The sequence below is a fragment of the Synechococcus sp. H60.3 genome, from assembly GCF_047462295.1.
In the GTDB taxonomy this organism is placed as follows: Bacteria; Cyanobacteriota; Cyanobacteriia; order Thermostichales; family Thermostichaceae; genus Thermostichus.
Genome location: NZ_JANSIY010000002.1, coordinates 49,868 through 67,337 on the forward strand (window position 1 = coordinate 49,868; position 17,470 = coordinate 67,337).

General features: G+C 61.0%; 14 protein-coding genes. 6 read left to right on the forward strand and 8 right to left on the reverse strand.

Features of this window, described 5'->3' with window-relative positions; all coding sequences use genetic code 11:
• The 4 genes from NW841_RS00600 to nrdJ all read right to left on the reverse strand — a co-directional run.
• Window positions 1-800: argonaute PAZ domain-containing protein (locus NW841_RS00600; protein ID WP_414384935.1), on the reverse strand; the 800-nt coding region annotated here is incomplete at its 3' end.
• Window positions 801-841: 41 nt separating this feature from the next.
• A complete protein-coding gene (locus NW841_RS00605) occupies window positions 842-1,240 on the reverse strand; it encodes a hypothetical protein (protein ID WP_414384936.1) in 399 nt (132 codons plus the stop codon).
• Window positions 1,241-1,347: 107 nt separating this feature from the next.
• On the reverse strand, window positions 1,348-2,448 hold the full coding sequence (locus tag NW841_RS00610; protein WP_414384937.1) for a hypothetical protein: 1,101 nt from the start codon (window positions 2,446-2,448) through the stop codon (window positions 1,348-1,350).
• Between the two features lie 183 nt (window positions 2,449-2,631).
• Complete coding sequence (nrdJ, locus tag NW841_RS00615) at window positions 2,632-6,219, reverse strand: ribonucleoside-triphosphate reductase, adenosylcobalamin-dependent (RefSeq protein ID WP_414384938.1); 3,588 nt, start codon at window positions 6,217-6,219, stop codon at window positions 2,632-2,634.
• Window positions 6,220-6,550: 331 nt separating this feature from the next.
• Here nrdJ and NW841_RS00620 point away from each other — a divergent pair, with 331 nt between their 5' ends.
• From NW841_RS00620 to NW841_RS00630, 3 genes are all read left to right on the forward strand, one after another.
• Window positions 6,551-7,765, forward strand: a complete 1,215-nt coding sequence (locus NW841_RS00620) for a site-2 protease family protein (protein WP_414363988.1) — start codon at window positions 6,551-6,553, stop codon at window positions 7,763-7,765.
• 86 nt (window positions 7,766-7,851) lie between these two features.
• Window positions 7,852-9,159 (forward strand): M16 family metallopeptidase, encoded by a 1,308-nt coding sequence (locus NW841_RS00625; protein ID WP_414384939.1) that lies wholly within the window; start codon window positions 7,852-7,854, stop codon window positions 9,157-9,159.
• Window positions 9,160-9,175: 16 nt separating this feature from the next.
• Entirely contained in the window at window positions 9,176-10,459 is a 1,284-nt protein-coding gene (locus tag NW841_RS00630) for a M16 family metallopeptidase (RefSeq protein ID WP_414384942.1), read from the forward strand.
• 86 nt (window positions 10,460-10,545) lie between these two features.
• Here the strand turns inward: NW841_RS00630 and NW841_RS00635 are convergent, their stop codons facing one another.
• A complete protein-coding gene (locus tag NW841_RS00635) occupies window positions 10,546-11,265 on the reverse strand; it encodes a DUF554 domain-containing protein (protein WP_414384940.1) in 720 nt (239 codons plus the stop codon).
• A gap of 158 nt (window positions 11,266-11,423) precedes the next feature.
• On the opposite strand from NW841_RS00635, the gene NW841_RS00640 reads away from it, so the two are divergent.
• Both NW841_RS00640 and NW841_RS00645 read left to right on the forward strand, forming a co-directional pair.
• Entirely contained in the window at window positions 11,424-11,948 is a 525-nt protein-coding gene (locus NW841_RS00640; protein ID WP_414364013.1) for a GNAT family N-acetyltransferase, read from the forward strand.
• Window positions 11,949-11,951: 3 nt separating this feature from the next.
• Window positions 11,952-12,662: an esterase/lipase family protein gene (locus NW841_RS00645; RefSeq protein ID WP_414363992.1), complete on the forward strand. Its 711-nt coding sequence runs from the start codon at window positions 11,952-11,954 to the stop codon at window positions 12,660-12,662.
• A gap of 6 nt (window positions 12,663-12,668) precedes the next feature.
• On the opposite strand, the gene psb29 is transcribed toward NW841_RS00645, so the two are convergent.
• Entirely contained in the window at window positions 12,669-13,388 is a 720-nt protein-coding gene (gene psb29 / locus NW841_RS00650; RefSeq protein WP_414363993.1) for a photosystem II biogenesis protein Psp29, read from the reverse strand.
• A gap of 151 nt (window positions 13,389-13,539) precedes the next feature.
• Between psb29 and proB the strand changes: the two genes are divergently transcribed.
• Complete coding sequence (proB, locus tag NW841_RS00655) at window positions 13,540-14,655, forward strand: glutamate 5-kinase (RefSeq protein WP_414372314.1); 1,116 nt, start codon at window positions 13,540-13,542, stop codon at window positions 14,653-14,655.
• A gap of 22 nt (window positions 14,656-14,677) precedes the next feature.
• On the opposite strand, the gene arsJ is transcribed toward proB, so the two are convergent.
• On the reverse strand, window positions 14,678-15,964 hold the full coding sequence (gene arsJ, locus NW841_RS00660) for an organoarsenical effux MFS transporter ArsJ (RefSeq protein WP_414363995.1): 1,287 nt from the start codon (window positions 15,962-15,964) through the stop codon (window positions 14,678-14,680).
• A gap of 26 nt (window positions 15,965-15,990) precedes the next feature.
• On the reverse strand, window positions 15,991-17,001 hold the full coding sequence (locus tag NW841_RS00665) for an ArsJ-associated glyceraldehyde-3-phosphate dehydrogenase (protein ID WP_414363996.1): 1,011 nt from the start codon (window positions 16,999-17,001) through the stop codon (window positions 15,991-15,993).
• Window positions 17,002-17,470: the final 469 nt, after the last annotated feature.

Below are 17,470 nucleotides of genomic sequence, written 5' to 3' on the forward strand. Positions count from 1 at the left end.
AAACACCTTTGCTTTGAAGCTACTTCGACTACCCAAGAGCTTTCCACGTCCTCTCTAGGTGCATTGTACTTCTGCAAATGATACTCCGCCAGACTAATCTTCAGCTCTGGCAACTGAATCTCTCGCGGCGACTGATTGGAAAAAATACCCAGATATTCCCAAGTCTCGCGTTTACCATATGTATTCCGAACCCACTTGATTGGGATATCTGGATAGTTTTCCAGCCATTCATGCAAAGTCCACGGCGTGTAGAGGCGGTGATGAATATCGACTTCTAAGTAAAGCTTTCCATCTGGTTCAACAGCAACATCTATTCTTCTTGCTCTGTGGATTTCCCAGCCATCCCCGGAAAGTTCTACCCCTTCCTGAGCAGTGATCCACCAGAGCAGGCCTCCTCCTATCGATTCAACTGCAGTTTTGGTGTACAGAGATCTAAGGCGCGACTCTATCCCCTTGCGCTCAAAGCTTTCGAGGGCGCTTCTTTCTTGAGGATTGGCACAGGTTAGAACCCTAAGCCCACACTCTTCTAACTCCCATTCTGGTGTTTTGAGCTGGCTGGGCGAGACTCTTTCCCGTGTGATAATGCGACTCCCCAAACGAACGGCTATTACACCCAGCCGATTGCAAACCCTAGCAATAGCTTTCTGCTCTTCTCCTGGCTCCGGAAGTGGGTTTGGCCTACAGGCGTACTCATAAAAGGTGAGGTCTTCCTGAGCTAGCTCCTTAACAAAGAAGCGATTGAGTATAACTTCAACTGACTGGTTCTGGTGAAGCAGGCTCATTGGTGGATTCTTCGTCATCTTTCCAGGATAAGCCCTAGCCCCTCGTTAAGATCCCCAGCTCAAGGACGAAACAGCTCCGGTGGGGCCAGGTCATAGCTAAACGCCTCAGCTTCAAAGTGGCCGCTCATGCCCACCACTTGCCATTCAGCGCTGCGATTTCCTTGGCGGAAGCGCAACCGCTGCGCCCGCAGGGGCACCACCTGGATGACCTCGGCTGGAAACGCCTGGTACTCCCCCAGGTACTGCCGGGGATCCGGCGGCAGGTCGGCACTGCTTTCGATTTGAATCCAAAACACCCGCCCCGCCTGGTTGCCGTAGGCCCGGATCTGCTCTTGGCCTTGGTAGTGCTCCACGCCGCGTAGCCGCTGCCGCCCTACCTGCATAGACTTAGCCCACTCCGGCAAGGGATCCCCCAAACTAATGGACCAAGCCGGCCCGCCCAATCCCAGCCAACCCAACAGCAGCAGAACCCAAAGCCAGAGCCAGCAGTGTGGCCTTCTACGTGCAGGGACCCCCTCCTGGGCAAACATTGGTTTCCTCCACAATTCAACTCAAGGCCTTGATCTCAACGTAGGCGAAAGCCAATCCGACCGCGTTCAATATCGAAAGCAACGTCGGCGTTGAAAAACAGGGGCATGCCCAACAGTTGCACTCTCTGGTTGCCGTTCACAAAGATCCGATCCCGGCTGGGCGTTACCGGAAAGCCCACCCGAATGCGGTAGTCAAATGCCCCCTCCAGGACGGCGCGCCATTCCGACCCGGGGGGCAGGGTTGAGGTGGGAAAGGGAGGGGATCCCAACAGGCGAACGTTGAGGAAGATGTCGGAGGCGCCGCTGTCAAATAGGGTGGGACTGAGGACATTTTGAATAGAGGTATTGCTGATGCTGTAGGCCACCTGCAGGGCTTCATCCCGCCAGATGGGCGTGCCATTGGGAAAGCTTCCCACCTGAGGCAGTTGCCGGAAGTTGAAACCAGCGGTGTTGGCCTCCGTCAGGCCGAGGGTGAAAAGGCCTTGCACAGAGTCGAACCCACCTGTTTGGAGGATGTACCCAGAACCCAAATTGCCCGGCAGGCGAGGAAGGGGGCTAAACAAGTTGGCATCGGGGCTGCGCTCGTCTAGGGAGGTGCCAAGGATCCCAGTAAAGGGCCGCCCTGGTCCAAATAGGTTGTCGGAGCAGGTGGCCACCAGACCCTCCACACAGGTAATTTGGTCAATCAACTGAATCGTTACCGGCTCTTGACTTTGGATCCCGCCCAAGCCAAAGGGAGCGCGGGCCAGGACTCCGATAAATTGTGTGCCATCGGCAAAGGTTACTGTGGAAGGGATCCCTGTCCGCTCCAGGCCAAGGCGGCCTGCTGCTGACGATAAGATGCGCAGCCCTGCCGAGCCGGTGTCCAGTAACACCTCGGCCTCCCCCCCTGCCACTTCCACCCTCAAGCTCAGCAACTTAAAGCGGCTGTTGCCCAAAGTGCGCACCGTCAGAGGGATTGACTGGCTGCCCGGCTCAGGCAGAGGCGGGAGCAATCCAGGAGGGGAGGTCCCAGAGCCCTTGGGGCTAGAACAGGCGATCCCCAGCAGCACCACCAGCGCCAGCACCAGCCCCCCCAGCCTGCGCCGGATTTCCCTCGCCCAGGCTTTCCTTTGGAGCCGCTCTCCTGTCTGCATCAGATCCCACTCCCCCAGCCACCAAACGCTTGGGCAGGGAAAACCCAACTGCGCCAAGTGCGCCTGCCCTGCCGATGGGGTTGCCAAGGCGCGCACGGCTATCCCAGCCAAGAACAGTGTAGCCAGGGCCGGCTAGCGGAGAAGGGGCAACAGCACCTAGCTTGGGCGGGATCCCCCCTTCTGCTAACGGGACGGGTTCTCGCTCTGCGGGCTAGCCTCCGGCATCAGACAGCCGAGAGCATCACACCCTGCCGGCCCCTCTGCCATGAGGGCGAGGTTGCGGTCGTAGCGCGCCAGGGCCTCGTAAAAGTTGTCGGTTTTTCGTCTTTGCTTGACTTCAGCCATCAGCCGTTCATAGGTGGCTTTGTCAATTTTCTCAAAGGGCAAGCGGGGGAAGGGAGCGTCGAAGCGCGCCAACAGCGCTGCGCTAATGTACCCCTCGTCGTCGCGGATGGCCTCGTAAATGCGGGATCCCAGCGCCTCGATCTCGTCCTCCCGCAGCTCGATGGTGGCTGAGGTGTTGTGGGTAGTGTAGTACTTTTGCACCTGCATGTAGAAGTCAAACTGGGCCAGGGCAGAGAAGCGCTCAATCTCAATCTCCTCGGCGCCGGGCAAATTGGCCCACTCCACCTCCACCGGCAGCTCCACCAGCCACTCGGTACAGCGGGGATCAAAGGGATCGTTGAGCAGGTTGCCGTTTTCGTCCTTGTCCGCCTGGGCAGGCACTACCGAGTAGCCATAGTCCAGACAGGCGAGGGCCACGGGGTCGTTTTTGGCAAAGGTGATGCGGCGGATGTAGCGCTGGGCCTTGGGCGGGTGCCAGCCGGGCGAGGCGTTGGTGAGCAGGGACTTGGTGCCAGCAGGCTGAACAGTGGTGCAGCGGTTGGGACGGCGCAACCCGTGGCGGTCGCAGTAGTCCCAGACCACGCGGTGGACAACCTCCTTCCAAAAGCTGAGGTATTCCCGCTCCTGCTGCTTAAACTCCCGCCCCAGGGGCGTATCCGGCCTCCCCTCCTGCCACCAGCGCAGCCAGTCCACCCCAAAGGCTTTGACGCAAAAGTCAAACAGCCCCGTAAACGAGACGCCGACGATGGGATCCCACTCCCGCGAGCGCTGGAAGCGGGGCTCGACAAAGCGATGGTGCAATAGCGCCGCCGCTGTCAGGGCCCCCGCCGTGAAGGCCTCCTCTTGTTCCTGGCGGTTGTGGGGATCCAGCCGGTTGAGGTGGATCTCAGCCAGGTTGCAGTGGAAGTCGCATCCAATGATCTCCCCGCAAGGGTTTAACCCATACCGCCGCAGCCGGTGCTCCAGTTCAGCCTCGGGCAGGGTTGGCCAGTGGTGTTTTAGCCAGCGTCGAGCTTCCTCTGGGCCTTGGGAAGCATAGATGTTGAGGAAGGTCTGTTTCAATTCTGGAGTGGCGAGCAGGTCGGCATTGGCCCGCGCCACAGCTTCCCCCGCCCACTGGATGGCTCCCTCGCCGGAGTAAAACTGCTTGCGCACCGCCGCAATGCACTCTTCTCGCGTTGGCTTGCGGTGGAACACGCGCGTGTGGTTGGCCATGCGCAGGGCATCCCGCTCCGGGTCAATTCTCCAGTTGCCCTGCTCGTCCTGCTGCCAGAGGTTGTCCTTGGCGCTGGATCCCAGCTCGTCGTCGGCGGCAAATTGGCGCATGCCCGCGCTGTTGTGGGTGAGATAGCCATTGCAGTAAAAGCAATGGGCCTCTTCGACTTCAATGTCGTAGGTTCGTACCCAGTCATGGCTGCCTAGGCCCTTAACTGTAACGGGGATATCCAAATCCAACCCCGACTCAGCCAAGTATCGTTCATAGTTGGCTTCGACCGACCGAGCTCCTTGGCAGCCCATGCCGCGCATCTCAGTGTAGCTGTATACTTCCCGCAGCAGGGAGCCCGGAATCGTAAAGCCATGCGTCTCCAGCCCTTGGGGCAACTTCCCTTTAGCTGAGTAGGGAGCCACCAAGGCGTTGTACCGAGCCTTGAATGCCGGTAGGGTAAGGCTGTATTGAACCTGCCAGTTCTCCTGCTGGGGGGGGAGGATTTGGAGTCGGCCTGCAATACCCAGACTGGAGAGCACAGCCCCCACTTGCAGGGCAAAGGAGCGGTGGACAGTTGTCAGCAATTGGGGGGGATGACTACGGGTTGACCCATCGCTGTCGATAAGGCCTGCCAGGTAAGCTGACCGTACCTCAACGGTGCCGCGTAGGATAAAGTCGGGAACTTGCAGGGGTTGCTTTGGTTTCTTAATGTGCCGCTCGAAATACTCCGCCAGCGGGATGCAGGAACACACAAACTTTGCCCTGTTCTCCCCTGGCCCATAGCCGCAGGTAGCTGTCAGCCCGAAGGCGGCTAGCGCCTGCTCCAGCTTAGCTTGGAGACGGGAAAGCAGCTCGGGATCCAGGGTATTGGCACTCCACTCCAGGTGACCGTAGGGCTTGCCGTGGAGATCGCGCCCCAGCGCAACATACCCACCCCCCTGGGTAAACCCAATGAGCCAGGCCACCTCTGGCGTCAGAGGCGGGATGTGCAGGGGCTTTGCGGTGGGGCTTTGGCTTGGACGAGGTGCCGTAAAGTCCTCAGGGAGATGGGTAATGGTGCCGGGGAGAACTTGGGTGTTGTGCAGCAGACGATCCCCTTCGACTAACTCGTGGGTACTTTTCCATGCGATGTTCCCCCGAGCGTCTGCCAAAACCGCATGGCGGTGGTTCAAAGTTGAAAAGAAAGGAAGGGCATTGGTCTCTATTTCGTAAACTTCTTGGATCCCTTGGTCAAACTTGTTGACCACCCGACGAAACCCAAGGGGGGTCTGAACCCAATCGCCTACCTGCACATCCTTGATGGGCACCAGACCTTGTGAGGTGTGCACCAAGGCGTTTTCAGGTAAGCACCGCCGAATGTTCCCCGCCACAATCGTCACCGCCGCCTCGTCGATGAGCAGGCAGCACTCCACCGAGTTCAGTTGTCTGCCCACCGCTTTGTTGAGGATGGCGGCACAGCGCTCGTAGAGGCCGGGCAGCTTGATGGGGTTGGCCACCCCCCCAAACCCCTGTAGCCGCTCGCCGGCAGGGCGGACATCGCTCAAGTCCACCGTCACCTGGACCTCGCCGCCCAAGCTGGGATCCGCCGCCAGCTCCAGCAGCGCCTGGTAGGACTCCACCCAGCCCCGCCGGCTATCCCCCACCTGGATGTGCACGCGGGATCCCTGCCGCTGGATGCGGGTGTGCTCCTGCCGCTGCTCTCGGGGGGTGGCGCCGATGGATCCCACCACCTGGACCTGTAGGCGGTTGAGGATGGGGGGCAACTGGCTGATGAACTGGGGCTCCAGCACCGCCCCTGTGCCACAGCCCATCATGGCCAGATCCATCATCAGGCCAAAGGAGGGCCAGTCGACCACGGTGAGGCTGGTGCAGTTGTAGGCGCCGGAGTAGTTTTCCGGCTTTTGGATCCACTCGGTGCCCATCACCCACAGGGCCCGACCCGAGATCAACGCCTTCAACTGCCGCTGCAGATGTTCCACCAGCTCCCGCTCCTGGGGAGTGAAGCGTCCTAGGCGGGCAATATCGGCCAGGGTGCGATCGCAGACGTCGCTCCAAGTCTCGCGGCTGCCATCCGGGCGCCGCCGACTGTAGGTGCGGTAGAACACTGGAGCGGCCGTCGGAGCTGTTGCTGGGAACTCGCCCCCAGCATCTGGCGCTTGCCCTTGTGGCAAGGGCACCGCTTTGCTCTGTTCGCTTGAGCGGGACGAAATCGACACCATAGCCACACCCCTCCTGCAAAGCTGCCCGTGGAGTCCGACGAAACTGGCTTTTTGTTTTGATTTTCCTTGCCGGCCAGGGCCGTCCCAGAGGAGCTGCCTGACCCGCCGGCCATCCAAATGCCCAACTAGGCTACCACAATCGTCAAGGGGCAGGGGGTGTCGTGGGCTCTGGCTATCTTCCCCAGCTCCCCCAAGTGGGGGCAGGCGGGGGATCCGTTACCAAGCCCTGGAAAGGGCTAGAGTGGAAAGGAAGGGATCCCCAACGGAAGGGTTGCCTGCTGTCTTAGAAACTGTGCCCCCTGGGCAAAAGCTGTGTAGGGAGTTGAGGGCTATGACCAGTCGCCTGCGCATTGGGAGTTTGTGGGGGATCCCCCTCTTCCTGGACTACACCTGGTTTCCAGCGGCTGTGTTGCTGGTGCTCTCCTATGGCCTGGTGACGGCGCTAGGGCTGTTTCTCTCCTTGCTGGCCCATGAGTTGGCCCACAGCTTGGTAGCCCGCGCCTATGGAGTCCGGGTGAGTTCCATCACGCTGTTTATCTTTGGCGGCATGGCGGCCATCGAACGGGAAGTTCCTCGCCCCCTGGGCGCTTTTTGGGTGGCCCTGGCAGGGCCCCTCCTCAGCTTGGGCTTGTTTGTCCTCTTTAGCGTGGCCGGAGCTTGGATGGGGCCAGGATCGCCGCTGGTCTCAACCCTCGCCAGCTTGGCTGCCATCAACCTAATGATTGCCCTGTTTAATCTGCTGCCAGGTTTGCCCCTAGATGGGGGGCAGATGCTCAAAGCGGCCATCTGGGCTTGGACAGGGGATCGGCAAAAGGGCATGCTCTGGGCAGCTCGCGCTGGCCAAGGAGTGGGCTGGGGCTTAGTAGGCCTAGGTCTGCTGGTGGTATTTTGGGGAAGCCTCAACGGCCTTTGGCTAGGCCTGATTGGCCTATTCATTTTAAACAGCGCCCGTCGCTATGAGCAGTATGCGCAACTGCAGCGCGTGTTGGCCCGCCTGAAGGCCGCAGACGTCATGAGCCGTCGGTTTCGCGTCCTGGATGCGGGCATGAGCCTGCGGGAGTTTGTCGATCGCTACCTGGTTCCCGCTTCCCTCCAGCCAGAGGCAGGAGGGGGAGTTCAGGAAGTGTACTTTGCCGAGGAGGACGGCCGCTACCGGGGCCTGGTGAGGCCGGAACTGCTCAACGACATCGAGCGCAGCCAGTGGGATCACCTCACCCTCAAGGCCATTCTCAAGCCGATGGAGCAACTGCAGGGGGTACGGGAGGAGACCCCTGTCCTCCAGGTGATGCAGATGATGCGCCAGGCGGAACCCCGTCGCGTCTTGGTCTTCACCCCCAGCGGTGCCATTGCCGGCTTGATCGACCGCGGCGATGTGGTAGCGGTAGCGGCGCGGGAGCTGGGGGTGATCCTGCCCCAGGAGGTGGTGCAGCGGCTACGCGACAGCGAAGAATGGCCCCCGGGCTTCCAAGTGGAAGAAAGCCTAGCCGACGAAGGATCCCCTAGCTTTTCGTGGCCAGGAGCAACGGATACCCCTTCCAAAACCTAGAGAAATGACCCCTCCCTGGAGTATTCCAGGCGCGGACGGGGGGTTGTCTTGCTAAAATTAAGTTTGTTCTCTATCGATTAAGAATTTTGAGCCGCCTACCTCGTCTTCTGCCTGCTTACACCCATCGCTTAAACAGCGGGCTGCGCGTTATTCTTCACCCCGTTCCCATTGCCGACTCGGCTACGGTGGACGTCTGGGTACAGACAGGCGGGCGCAACGAGCCGCCGCAGTGGCTGGGCATCTCCCACTTTCTCGAGCACATGGTTTTTAAGGGCAGCGAGCGGCTGGCCCCCGGCGAGCTGGATCGCGCTATTGAAGGGCGGGGAGGCATCACCAACGCTGCTACTGGCCAGGATTACACCCACTACTACATGACAGTAGCTGCTGCCGATCTGCCGGAGACTTTGCCCTATCTGGCAGAGGCGGTGTTACGGGCTGGGATCCCGCCCGAGGAGGTGGAACGGGAGCGCCAGGTGGTTTTGGAGGAAATTCGCCGCGCTGCTGACGACTTGGGATACATCACCTACCAGCTCCTCATGGAAACTGCCTACGGGGAGGAGCACCCCTATGGGCGACCAGTGCTGGGCACGCCGGCAAGCCTGATGGGGTTGACCCCAGAGCTGCTGCGCGCCTACCACCGCGGCTGGTACCGGCCCGAATACATGACAGTGGTGGTGACGGGAGGCATTGACCCTGAGCAGACGCTGGCACTGGTGGAAAAGGAGTTTGGCGGCCCCGCCAGTGGCCCTGCCTGGACAAGGCCCCCAATCCCGCCTCAGCCCCACCCGCAGGGGATCCTGCGCCGCGAGAGCACCCATGCCCGCCTAGAGCAGGCCCGTCTAAAATTGGCCTGGCCCACAGTTAGCCTCGACGCCTGGGAGCAAGTTTGCGGACTAGAGCTGCTGGCTGCCGTGCTGGGGGATGGGCGTACTTCGCGGCTGGTGCATCTGCTGCGGGAACAGCGGGGCTGGGTGAGGGCTATCGGCTGCTCTTCGCTGGTGCTGAAGGAGGGGGGGCTCTTTTGCATCAGCGCCCACCTGGAGGTAGAGGATTTGCCACGGGTGGAGGCAACCCTCCTGCACGAGATCGAGAAGTTGCAGCAGGATGGCATCGGCCAAGCGGAGCTGGAGCGCGCTCGGCGCATGCTTACCCACGAACTTCTCTTCTCCGCCGAGTCCCCCAGCCAACTGGCAAGCCTCTACGGCTACTACGAGACCCTGGTCGGGGTGGAGCGCCTCCAGGAGTACCTGGAGCTGTTGCAAGCGTTTACCCCAGCGCAAATCCGCGAGCTGGCTCAGCAGTACCTCTCTCCTGAGGCTTACGTGGTGGCTCTGCTTAAGCCGGCTGCCTCTAATGCTGCCGCGGCTTCGGAGCTCCAACTGGCCTGCCGCTAGTGATCCTCAAGCTGTGATGCACCCCACCCTGCCCACCTCCCAGCGTGGCCGGCTGCAGCGCCTCCACCTGGCCAACGGTATCACGCTGCTGTTGGGCCAGAACCCGACGGTGGAGATCCTGGCCGCCCACTGTTTTTTTCGTGGCGGCAGCCGGGTAGAGCAACCGCAGCAGGCGGGCTTGAGCCACCTGCTGGCCGCTGTCCTCACCAAGGGCACTCGGCAGCGCAGCTCCCAAGCTATTGCCGCTTGGGTGGAATCGTTGGGAGCTTCCCTTTCTGTAGACAGCGCTGCTGATCATTTCGAGGTTGGCCTGCGCTGTGTAGCGGAGGACTTTCCGGAGCTGTTGCAGTTGCTGGCGGAGATCCTCCGGGATCCCAGCTTTCCCGAGGCGGAGGTGGCGCGGGAGCGGGAGCTGATGCTGCAGGCCATTCGCGCCCAGCAGGAACGGCCCTTTAACCTGGCCTGGGATCAGGTGCGGCAGGCCCTCTATAGGGATCACCCCTACGCCCTGCCGGGGTTGGGACGACTGGAGACGGTGGGATCCCTGACCCGCGAGGATTTGCTAGCCTACCACAGCACCTACTGCCGCCCGGAGGGAATGGTGATGGCGGTAATCGGCCCAGAGCCACCGGAGACGATGGCAGCCCAAGTGGAAGCTGTCCTGGGAGATTGGGTGAGCGCTGGCCCCCCTGCCCCCGATCCCAATCTGCCTCTGCCCTCCTTGGAGAAGCCGCAACTGCTAAAGCTCTCCCAACCCACCCAGCAGACGACGATCGTGCTTGGCTTTCGCGGATCCCCTGCCTCTTCTGCGGATTATCCCGCCCTGAAGCTACTGGCCACCTACCTGGGCAGCGGCCTGTCCAGCCGTCTTTTTGTCGAGCTGCGGGAGCGCGGCGGCTTGGCCTACGAGGTCTCCGCCTTCTTTGCCACCCGTCGGGATCCCGCCCCTTTTGTGGCTTACCTGGGCACGGCAGCAGAGAACACTCCCGTGGCGCTGGAGCGCCTGCAAGCAGAGATCCAGCGCCTCCACGACACCCTCCTAAGTAGCGAGGAAGTGGGGATGGCCCAGCGCAAGCTTTTGGGCCAATATGCCCTTAGCAAACAGACCAACGCCCAAGTGGCGCAACTGGCCGGCTGGTACGAGATTTTGGGGTTGGGCATGGAGTTCGACCAGCAGTATTTGCAGAGCGTGAGGCAGCTTACCCCTGCCCATCTCCAGCAGGCTGCAAAAACCTACCTGGTCAACCCAGCTATTGCCCTGGTGGGGCCGGAAGAAGCTTTGGCAAAAGTTGAGCTGTAGGTGGGTGCCCCGAGATAGGCTGCTGCCCCGGGTGATCAACAAGGTAACCTTTGCCGCTGCCAGCCCCCAGCTTCCCCACCAGTCCCCTAGAGGTTGAGATCCCAGAGGGGGAAAAATCCCACCAGCAGTTCCACAATTACCAAAGCCGGCAGCAGGTTGGCCACCCGCAGGCGAGCCAGGCCCAGTAGGTTAATGCCAATACCCAGGATGAGGAGCCCCCCGGTCGCTTCCAAGGCGGCAAGCAGGTCTGGGCGCAACAGCGGCTGCAGTTGGTGGGCCAGCAGGGCCACGCCCCCCTGAACCAAGAGCACCGGCAGGGCGGAAAACAGCGTGCCCCAGCCCAGGCTGGCGGTAAAAGCTAGGGTGGCAATGCCATCCAAGGCGGCTTTGACCAAAAGCAGCGAGGGATCCCCCAAGCCATCCTCAATGGCGCCCAGCAGGGTCATGGGGCCGACCACAAACAGGAGGGTGGTGGTCACAAAGGCGCGAGCAATAGGGCTGGGGCCTAGCCAGCGACTGATCTGCTTTTCCAGGGCCTGTCCCAGCCGCTCAAAGGCAGCCTCGAGGTCGATCCCCTCCCCCAGCAAAGCCCCCCCGATCAGGGCCAGCAAAACCGTTACCGCTTGGGCAGCGCTGCTGAGGGTAAGGGCCATCTGGATCCCCAAGACCAACACCAGGGATCCCATAGCTTGTAGCAGGGTTTGGCTCATGCGCTCTGGCAAACGGCGGCCCAGCACCCAGCCAAGGCCACTGCCCAAGAGGATGGCAAGGGCGTTGACGAGGGTGCCGGTGCCGGGGAGAGCCATAGGACGTTCTCGCTGGCCAGACTGGATTATAAGTCTCCCTATGGGTCTCTTCCAAGCCGGCACGGCAGCCGCTGAGCAGACGGGCCGCTTCTGCCGCCAATCCTAGCTATACTGAGGACATGCTCACAAAAGTGGGCTTTTGCCCCACTGCAATTCCAATGAGTTTTTGGAAAGGCCTGTTTGGCTCAGCAGGGACCGCTGCCACCAAAGCGTCAACACAAACGGCCACACCCCCTCCTCGCCAGGAGACAGTGGCGGTGGGAGGAGAAACCATTGTCTTTAGCCTGGATCCCAACCTGGATCTGTATGAGCTGGAGGAACTTTGCGATGCAGTAGGGTGGTCGCGTCGCCCTATCCACAAGGTTAGGAAAGCCCTGCAACATAGTTTTTTGGTGGTGTCGATGTGGCAGCAGCGGGGCAGCTACCGTCGCCTCATCGGCTTTGCCCGCGCCACCTCTGACCATGCCTTCAATGCCACCATCTGGGATGTAGTGGTGCATCCTGAGTTTCAGGGCCGAGGGCTGGGGAAGCGGCTGATGGAAAAGGTAATCCAGGAGTTGCGCGCCCAGGACATCAGCAACATCACCCTTTTCGCCGACCAGGGGGTGGTCAGCTTCTACGAGCGGCTGGGCTTTACACCTGACCCGGAGGGGATCAAGGGCATGTTTTGGTACCCGCGCTAGCCCATGGCTGCTCTGCCCACGGTGATCTTGCCCGGCTACTTGGCAGGTGCCTCAGAGTACGAGCCTTTGCGTCAGGAGCTGGAGGCCCGCGGCTATGCGGCCCGGGTGGTGCCCTTGCAGGTGTACAGTTGGTTTCCCACGCTGGGGGGAAGGCCCGTCACCCCCATCTTGCGGGCCCTCCAGGCCACTATCCAACGCACCCAGGCCGAGTTTGCAGTTGACCAGGTTAACTTGGTGGCCCACTCCGCTGGCGGCTGGATTGCCCGCATCTACCTGGGATCCGTGCCCTACGGGGGGCAGGTGTGGCAGGGGCGAGAGCACGTTGCCACTCTCATTAGCCTGGGATCCCCTCACACCAGCCGGGAACGCTGGACAAGGCGTAACCTGGACTTCGTTAACACCCACTACCCAGGGGCCTTCTGGCCGCAGGTCAAGTACGTCTGTGTGGCCGGCAAGGCCATTCAAGGGCGCCGCCTGGGCCTGGGATCCCTGTGGCGGCAGGAGCATTACCTGGCTTGGCTGGCCTACAACAGCTACCGGCTTACCGCCGGCCAGGGGGAGCTGTGGGGAGATGGCATCACCCCCCTCGAGGCTGCCCATCTGGCAGGGGCCATCAACCTCACCATTCCCGACTGTCACCACTCCGGTCGCGGCGGGCGGCGCTGGTACGGCTCGCCTGAGGTGGTGGACAGGTGGGCCCAGTACTTGGCTTAGGAGGGCTTAGCTGCCGGGCTCTTGGGGATCGGCGACGGAAGTCCCGGGCAGTGAGGCGGTGGATTGGCGGCGCTCCTGTTGGCGCCGGGCTGCTTTAACCATCTCCTCGACGATGGCCCGCGCCTGCTTCAGGCGATCCAAGCTGCTGCGGTAGAGCTCCAGATCTTTTTTGACTCGCTCCGGCGAGAAGGGCAAGTTGCTGATCACATCCTCCAGAAAGTGGCGGGTGCGCTCTTCCGGCTCCTTGTAGAGCGAGGTAGCCACCGCTTCGTAGGCAGTGTAGAGACCAACCGCCAGAACCCGGCTGTAGGCGTAGGGGGACTGGGTCATACGCTGCAAAATGGCCTTCAGCCCGCCCACATCCTCCGCCTCTGGCTTGAGACAGAGCAGGTTGTATCGCTGGACAGGATCCCCGCTGCGCACCAGCTCCAGCAGGTCGCGGGCGTTCTTGCGCAACACCTCCGGCTTCAGGTGCAGCGCCTTGCAGAGGGCGTTGAAGATGGCCTCGCGCTGCTCTGGGGGGTGGTAGGCTTCCATCAGCCTGTCATAGAGGGTAACCAGACCTAGGGCAAAAAAGGGATCGTAGACGAAGGCGCTGTTGACGGTGGTCAGGTGCAGCTCCACCAGCAACTCCTCCACCACCCGCCGGTAGGCGGCGTTGATCGGGCGAGGGTAGGCGCTGAAAAAGGCCGCTTTGGTGGCGGAGAGGGTACGAACAGGATTCACAGCCAGAGAAAGAGAGACCTTGAGACAGACTTATTCCTTCTCCTATTGTCCCCTGCAGCGACTCCGAGGGCAAGCAAGGGCCCTGGTTCCGCTATGGTGGGATACGGATGGCGAACCCTGGCTAGGTCGAGCAAGTGGATCGAACAAGAAGATGGCAGCAACAGAGGGAACAGTGGTGGTGAAGATCGGCACCTCCAGCTTGACAGACATGCAGACGGGCTCGCTGCGCCTTTCTGTGCTGGGGCCGCTGGTGGAGGTGCTGACGCGGCTGCGCAGCCAGGGCTATGCGGTAATCCTGGTCTCCTCCGGAGCGGTGGGAGTGGGCTGTGCCCGCCTGGGCTTGCGCCAACGGCCAGCAGCGATTGCAGAAAAACAGGCGGTGGCGGCGGTGGGCCAGGGGCGGCTGATCCGCCTGTACGATGATCTCTTCTCTGCCCTCAACCAACCCATTGCTCAGGTGCTGCTTACCCGCGGCGACTTCGTGGAGCGCAGCCGCTACGTGAACGCCAATCGCACCTTTACCCAACTGCTGCAGATGGGAGTTATCCCCATTGTTAATGAAAACGATACAGTGGCGGTGGAGGAGCTGAAGTTTGGCGACAACGACTCCCTCTCAGCTTTGGTAGCCAGCATGGTACAGGCCAAGTGGCTAATCCTCCTCACCGACGTAGACAGGCTCTATTCAGCCGATCCCCACCGGGATCCCTCCGCCGAGCCCATCGAGCGGGTGGAGCACGGGATGCCTTTACGGGTCAAGGCGGAAGCCCAAGGCAAAAGTGGCTGGGGCACGGGCGGCATGGCCACCAAGCTTACTGCCGCTCAAATTGCCACCTCTGCTGGCGTGACGGTGGTAATCACCAACGGCAAGCGGCCCGACCAGATCCCGGCCATCTTGGCTGGCGAGCCCATTGGCACCCGCTTCGAGCCAGCTCCCCAGCCTGTTAGCGCCCGCAAGCGGTGGATTGCCTACGGCCTTATCCCCGAGGGATCCCTCACCCTGGACGAGGGGGCAGTGCGGGCAGTCTGTGAGCAAGGGCGATCCCTGCTGCCGGCAGGGATCGTAGAGGTTTCCGGCGACTTTGAGGCAGGAGCTGCCGTGCGCCTGTGTGATCCCAGCGGACGCGAGGTAGGCAGGGGCCTAGTCAACTACAGCGCCGAGGAACTGCGGCGCATCAAGGGCAAAAAAACTGCCGAGATCCCCTACATCTTGGGCTACGAAGGGGTGGATACCGCCGTCCATCGGGATAACCTAGCCCTGCTTGAGTGAGGGATCCCCCTTTCGGCAAGCCTCAATCCCCCGGCTTAACCACCCACTCGACCGGAGTTTTGCTGGGATCCGGCAATTTCAGTGAGAACAGCCCTGCCATCAAAATCAACAGGGTGGAAAACCAGAGGCAGCCCTCCAAGCCGTAGAGCTGGAAGAGGATCCCGGAGGTTACCGTCCCCAGCAGGCGGCCACCGGAATTGGCCATGTAGTAAAAGCCCACGTTGAGGGCAACATCGTCATCTTCCGTGTAGGCCAACACCAGGTAGGAGTGCACCGCCGAGTTGAAGGCAAAGACAATCCCAAAGAGGATAAGGCCACCAGTAACTACCCATTCCGGCGGCAGGCCGGCCATAAAGGCGGTGGCAATGATTGCCGGCACTGCTGTCAAGGTAAATGTCCAGATTTGGATGGTTCGGGCCTTGGGGGCGCGACCCGGGCGACCTCCTCCCAGGAGTTGGGGTGCTAGGAACTGGATGATCCCATAGCCAATGACCCAGATGGCCATGTAGCTGCCCACCTGCATAAAGCTCCAGCCCAGCTCGTCGTAGAGAAACACCGGCAGGGCCACCACAAACCACACATCCCGCGACCCAAACAGGAAAAAGCGGGCTGCTGAGAGGAGGTTAATCTCACGGCTTTTGGAAAACAGCCGCTTGAAGGGGATCTTCGCCTTAACCTTGCCCATATCCGCCGGCAGTAGCACCCCCGAAGAGAAGATCAAAGCCAGCGCCCCCGCCTGGACAAAATTGGCCATGCGGAAGCCCAGGGGATCCCCGTAGATCTCGGTGAAGATCTGCAGCAGGGCCGCCCCCACAAAGAACCCCGCCCCCTTGAGGGCGTTTTTGGATCCCGTCAGCATGGCCACCCAGCGGAAGAGGCGGGATTCGGCCTCCTTGGGCACCACCAGACGGATAGCGCTTTTGGAGCTCATCTTGGTGAGATCCTTGGCGATCCCGGCTAGGGCCTGGGCCGTCATCACATAGGCCACCTGGCCCCAGACCGGCCACTGCAGGTTGATCACCCCCAGCATCACCAGGCCGAAGATCTGGATGGCAATGCCTCCGTAGAGGGTAAGCCGCAGGCCAAACAGGGAGCCAATCCAACCGCCCAGGAAGTTGGTGATCACCCCGAAGATCTCGTAGAAGAGGAACAACATGGCAATTTGAATGGGGGTGAAGCCCAACTTGTGGAAGTGGAGCAGCACCAACATGCGGATGGCGCCGTCAGTGATGGTAAATCCCCAGTAGGCGGCGGTTACCAGGGCATAGTTGCGCACAGCGGCAGCTTGGGCACTTGAGACAGAAGTCATGGGCAGGTCTCCAAGGGGGGATGCTTCTATAAACTGAGAGCCACTTTGCGGGCCAATTCCGCCATGCGGTTGGCGTAGCCCCATTCGTTGTCGTACCAAGCCAGGATCTTCACCTGGGTGCCATCTACCACCATGGTCGAGGGCGCATCCACAATGCTGGAGCGGGGATCCCCCTTGAAATCCACCGAGACGAGGGGCAGCTCCTCATAGCCGAGGATGCCCTTGAGTTCCCCCTCGGCTGCAGTCTTCAAGAGGTGATTGACTTCTTCCACGGTGGTGGGCCGCCTCACTTCGAACACGGCGTCGGTCAAAGAGGCATTCAGCAGGGGCACGCGCACCGCAAGGCCGTTGAGCTTGCCGTTGAGCTCAGGATAGATGAGGCCAATGGCCTTAGCCGAGCCGGTGGTGGTGGGCACCAAAGACAGCAGAGCCGAGCGAGCCCGCCGCAGGTCTTTGTGGGGAGCATCCACCATACTTTGGGTGTTGGTGACGTCGTGGACGGTGGTGATGACCCCGTGCAGGATGCCGATCCCTTCGTGGATCACTTTGACCAAGGGAGCTAGGCAGTTGGTGGTGCAGGAGGCGGCAGTAAGCAGGTGGTGGCGAGCCGGATCGTAGAGGTGGTCGTTGATGCCCATGACGATGTTGAGGGCCTCTTCATCCTGGACAGGGGCAGCCACAATGACCTTGCGCACCCCCGCCTTGAAGTAGGCGTCCAGCTCTGCCGCCTTAACGAATTTGCCCGAGCACTCCAGCACCAGGTCAATCCCCAAATCGGCCCAGGGCACTTCGCCAGGAGATTTAAATTCACTGAAGGTAAGGGTTTTGTCTTGGATGCGCAGCCGTTGCTCAGAGGCCTCGATGTCGATGTTCCAGCGGCCCTGCACCGAGTCGAACTTGAGCAGGTGAGCCGCAGTGGCAGGCCCACCTTTAATCTCGTTGATGTGGGCAAACTCCAGCTCCGGCCAACCCCAAGCCGCCCGCAGCACCAAACGCCCAATGCGGCCAAAACCGTTGATACCTACCCGTGCCGCCATGTCGGTTTCTCCTGGACTCGTTAGGAGGGATCCCAACCTTGACAATCAGGCAAAATCCCGCCTCGAGCTTACCAGAGCTGTCTACTCATTTCAAGGTAAGTTGATGGGTGGCTGGCCGGCCTCTGCTGTCTTTAAGGTCGGCTGTGCCAGGAAGCTCAAGGGGATCCGCCGGGACAGCCGCAAGCGGCAGCAGGGCTTCTCCTGAAGCCGACTCGCATCCCAGATGCACACAGCAGAGTAGCTGGGTAGCCCTGTACTCAGCGCTCCGCGCCGCTGACGCGAGTAGGGCGGGGCGGAAAAGCCTTCGAGCAGCTTTAGCGGCTCACCAACGATGCGGGTCGTTACTCTAGTTTTGGCTCACCACTCAGCAACCATGGACTACGGCTGTCAACAGGTTCTGATTCAGGACAGGAAGCCAGTAGCCCTACTGGAGTACCTCTGCCAGCAGTCCAACAAGGTCTACAACTGC